This window comes from Citrobacter sp. wls718, assembly GCF_005280945.1.
Taxonomy (GTDB): domain Bacteria; phylum Pseudomonadota; class Gammaproteobacteria; order Enterobacterales; family Enterobacteriaceae; genus Citrobacter; species Citrobacter gillenii.
In genome coordinates, this window is sequence record NZ_SZWV01000034.1 from 11,189 (window position 1) to 15,605 (window position 4,417).

A 4,417-nucleotide genomic window follows, 5' to 3' on the forward strand; every position below is an offset into this window, starting at 1 on the left:
TGCGGGTTCAATCAACCCGCAGATAGTGCCCGTCGGCGCGCACGTACATACCGAAGCCGCAGTTTTGCGGATCGTCGGTACTGGCGTCGATGCCTTCAGGTGTGACCGTCAGCGAGATATCGCAGTGGATGTAGTCACTCTCTCTGAGTGCAATCACGCCTTTATTGTTATTCAGCGTGATCAGTTCTGAGAATTCGCCGATGTTTGGTCCGTAATAGAGGGCCATCATGCCGAAATAATACCCTTGGAAATCAACCTGAAAGTCTGATTTTTTCTCTGTAGGTTTAACAATCAGCGTTTCCCAGGTTGCCAGACCGGCATAGTTCCAGTATTCCCCGGCAGGGGAGTCGCTTTTTGGCAATGCGGCTAACTTTTCTTTGATAAGCCCCAGATTGTAGATTGATTTGGCATCGTTGGGATTAATGGTCAGCCAGGCTTGCGCTTTGCGCCATTCACCCTGACGCATCCAGGTTAGCGCCACGTTGTTATAGGCCGTCGCCACGGTTTTATGATCGAGCTGACAACCTTCGCTCCAGGTCACCTGTTTTTCAAAGGCTTCACGCGCTTTGGCATAGTTCCTGGCTTTATAGAACTGCTCACCCTGGCTGGCGTAGGTAGGGACTTTCGCGCAGTCAGCTTGCAACTGCTGCTCGGTGATTTCTGCTCTGGCAGGCGTGCAAAGCAGCAACAGAGGGCAGAAGGAGAGTAATATTAAGCGCATTATCTGTTCCATATATCTTTATTCGGCAGTTCTGAATCAGCAATTTTCGAGGTATGCCAGGCAAAGCGACAGCGTTTCGCGAGGGTATCGAAATGTAGCGGAGATAATTCAGTAAATAACGCGTGATCCGGGAAAAGCGTAATAAAGAAATAGGCCCAGCGCGCACTGGCTTTCATGTTGAACAGTTTCTTGTCGTGTTTATTACCATACAGCCACGACAGCGTCACCATGGCTTCCGCCGTACCGTTGTAGCCTTCTTCCTCCAGGATGTTCAGATAGGAATGCGCCAGGGTAAAATCATTTACCTCGCGAAGTTTCAGCAGGAAGACGCTCCAGGCTTGTTTCGAACCGAACCGATCGGCCTGATGTAAATTATCAAGCAGGTTTTTTTCGTAAACGGAACGCATGCCGGCATGGGTTTCTTGCTGGGCTAAACGTTCGTAGCAATCGGCGATTTTGCTGTGAATATCCTGCAGGTCATGTTGATACGCGTGGTAACCGGCGTTAACGACCAGTCGATAGGGGGTCTTCTCTTGCAGCGCGACCTGTTGGTGCAAAATCTCCGCTGCACGCTGAAAATAATTTAGCGCGGTAACGGGATCATAAGGAAGCAGGCTATTGTTGTCTGGGTTATTGTATTCGAGGGCCTGCAAGTAGTAGGCGCAGGGCAGGTTTCTCTGAGCACCCAGCTCTGCCAGTAAGGCAAAATGCTGCGGGAGATCGAGCCAGTCAATATCTTTGATGGCTGACTGCCAGTTATTGTTATATTCCAGTGCAGCTACGCTATCGAGTACGGCAATGCCCTGTGCTTCATCTTTTTCAAACCCGAATAATCCCGCGTACTGGAAATAGCCGCTGTAGATTCTGGCGGCGTAAAACTCGGTTTGCCTGGCGTTCTGGTGCAAGAAATTATAAATCCACCAGGTGTCCGGGAAGTCGCGTAGCGCAAATTTTAGCGCGTACACGGTGTAGTAATGACTCAGCTTGAGGTTTTCCGCGACCGCACGTTGAATGGTATACCACAGGGCGTCGAGATCGCTCAGATCGTTATAGCAGGTTAACAGCCACTCCAGCGCATGATGACGAGAACTTTGGCTATGCGCCCGCTGGGCAATATCTTCGGCTTTGGCGATAAACGTTTCCCGTTCCGGTGGGTACTCGAGTTCCTTAATACGCAAATCGCGACAGGTGTCCCACCAGATTAATAATTCCAGATGCTCGCGCTCGGCGGCACAAAGATGGCCGCAGGTTGGTGAGGCCAGAAATTCACGAATGCCCTCGTGTGAACCACCCCAGCGTGGCATCTGAAATGGAATGTATTCATCCAGCGCGTAAAATGCGCGCGGAAAAATAGCCAGACACACAGAGAGCCAGTATTCAGCCTCGGCATCGCCCTTGCAATCCGGCAGTACCGCTGGACGCGGTAGATTTGGGCACGCTGCATCTTCCAGAGAAAGCCCGGAAAAGGCCATCAGCGTTTCCATTTCCTGCGGCGAATCCTGATGATATTTGGCTAACACCTGCATCAGCGGTTGCCCGGTGAAATCGGTACCCTCAAGAAATTCAATTAACCAGTCGGGTTGACCGAAGACTTTTGTGTTGGTGCTGGTTAATAAGGCAACCATCCACTGGCGTGGCTCGCAATCGATAGCATTCAATGCGGCAATGACCATTCGCTCGTTGCAGGCCCCGGCGCAAACCCACATTGCGGCAGACGTCTCCTCTGCCCAACCATAGCTACGGTAAAGCCACGCGCTGTGGTTCCAGTACTGGGCTTCGGCAAGCCAGGCGTGAGTCGAGCGCGGGCGGGCGTGCTGCCAGGCTTTGATGAGAGCTAATCCTTGCGGACCTGCATCGACGAGAGCATCCATATCATAAAAACGGTTGCACATTTGGGTCCAGGCGAGGAAGTAACGCTTTTCAGCTTCACGGCTGGTGAAGCTGTCCGTCAGCGCCTGGTTGAAGCGGGCGTCTAGCTCATCGTAGCGCGCTTCGCGCAGCAGTACGGGAATATTGGCGATATGCCAGACGCGTTGCTCGTCAGTATGCGGCAGTTTGCTATTGCACATCTCACGCATTGCGTTGAGTATGCGTTCATCCTGAACCATGGACAGTCCTTTTGGCTACGATGTAGGTGTAAATTCCCTACACTGTAGCCTATAACTGCGAAGCGTGAGATTTTTTTAATTACGCTATCCGACAGGCATCCGCTTCCCAACGATACCCGACGCCGTACACTGCGCGGATAAACGACTGTTCGGCGTCCAGCGACTCCAGCTTGCGCCGCAGGTTCTTGATATGGCTGTCGATGGTGCGATCGGTCACGACCCGGTAGTCATCATAGAGATGGTTAAGCAACTGCTCGCGGGAGAAGACTTTTCCCGGCTCATGCGACAACGTTTTCAGTAGGCGGAACTCCGCCGGGGTTAAGTCGAGCATCTTCCCGCGCCATGACGCCTGAAAACGGCCTTCATCAACGATCAGCGGGCTGGCAGCATCCAGTTGTTGCAACTCGCGCTGGGGTTTACAGCGGCGCAGTATTGTCTTCACGCGGGCGACAACTTCGCGCGGGCTGTAGGGCTTACAGATGTAGTCATCGGCACCGATCTCAAGTCCCAACAGACGGTCAATTTCTTCGATTTTGGCGGTGACCATCATGATCGGCACTTCAGAGAAACGTCGAATTTCCCGGCATAGGGTCAAGCCGTCAGTGCCTGGCAGCATCAGATCCAGCAAAATCAGATCGGGTGGCGTCTGGCGCACGTACGGTAAAACCTGGTCACCGTGGTTGATGAGCGTCGGGGCATAGCTCGCGGCACGCAGGTAGTCGATAAGCAATTGTCCCAGCTTGGGTTCATCTTCCACGATCAGAATACGCGGCGTGTTTTCATCAATGGGTAACTCTGTCATACATCTCTCTGTAAATCGCGTTCCAGCGGTAACTCTACTGTAATGCTTACCCCGCCAAAAGGCGAATGGGCGGCGCGGATATGCCCATTGTGCGCCTCAACAATATTGACGCAAATCGCCAGACCCAGACCGGAGCCTCCGCTGGCGCGGTTACGCGAACCTTCGGTGCGATAAAATCGCTCAAACAGTTTTTGCAGCTGTGCATCGTTTACGCCCGGGGCTGAATCGGCGAAGGTCAGTAAGACCTGGCGCTCGCGCTGTTCGGCGGAAATACGCAGACCGCCGCCGCTGTCGGTATAACGTAGGCTGTTTTCCAGCAGGTTATTGAACAGTTGCATCAGACGATCCCGGTCGCCAAACACCGTCATGCTGTCCGGCAGCGAGAGTTGTATTGTCAGTCCGCGGCTGGCAAAACGCTCGCGAAACGCGCCGCTTGCGACTTCCAGTAACGGGATCAGATCCAGGGAGGTTTTTTGGTAGGCCAGGGCGCCTTCATCTGACATTGAGAGCTGATGGAGATCGTCCACCAGTTTGGTCAGCGTGCCCACTTCTGCCTGTAAAGAGGCCACCGAATCTGGAGTGAACTGGCGAACACCATCCTGAATCGCTTCCAGCTCGCCGCGCAACACCGCCAGCGGCGTGCGCAGTTCGTGAGAAATATCGGCCATAAAATCACGGCGCATCTGCTGGTTCTTTTCCAGCGTACTGGCCAACTGGTTGAAATCCTGCGCCAGTTTGCCCAGTTCATCGGTGCTGGTGGGGGCAACGCGGGTGGTGAAATCCCCC

General features: G+C 53.3%; 4 protein-coding genes. All 4 read right to left on the reverse strand.

Annotated features, from left to right (window positions below):
* Nucleotides 1–7: 7 nt before the first annotated feature.
* On the reverse strand, nt 8–721 hold the full coding sequence (locus FDW95_RS05765; RefSeq protein ID WP_161959040.1) for a tetratricopeptide repeat protein: 714 nt from the start codon (nt 719–721) through the stop codon (nt 8–10).
* Nucleotides 721–2,829, reverse strand: a complete 2,109-nt coding sequence (locus FDW95_RS05770) for a DUF4034 domain-containing protein (RefSeq protein ID WP_115258083.1) — start codon at nt 2,827–2,829, stop codon at nt 721–723. The genes FDW95_RS05765 and FDW95_RS05770 overlap by 1 nt, the downstream gene beginning before the upstream one ends.
* 79 nt (nt 2,830–2,908) lie before the next feature.
* The gene (gene baeR / locus FDW95_RS05775; RefSeq protein ID WP_115258084.1) at nt 2,909–3,631 is read right to left on the reverse strand and encodes a two-component system response regulator BaeR; all 723 of its coding nucleotides are present in this window, start codon (nt 3,629–3,631) and stop codon (nt 2,909–2,911) included.
* On the reverse strand, nt 3,628–4,417 hold a 790-nt coding region (locus tag FDW95_RS23505; protein WP_249358930.1), incomplete at its 5' end, for an ATP-binding protein. The genes baeR and FDW95_RS23505, both read right to left, overlap by 4 nt.

Coding starts and splice junctions, on each gene's coding strand:
- FDW95_RS05765 (WP_161959040.1), bottom strand. CDS start 721: ATGCGCTTAATATTACTCTCCTTCTGCCCTCTGTTGCTGCTTTGCACG.
- FDW95_RS05770 (WP_115258083.1), bottom strand. CDS start 2,829: ATGGTTCAGGATGAACGCATACTCAACGCAATGCGTGAGATGTGCAAT.
- baeR (WP_115258084.1), bottom strand. CDS start 3,631: ATGACAGAGTTACCCATTGATGAAAACACGCCGCGTATTCTGATCGTG.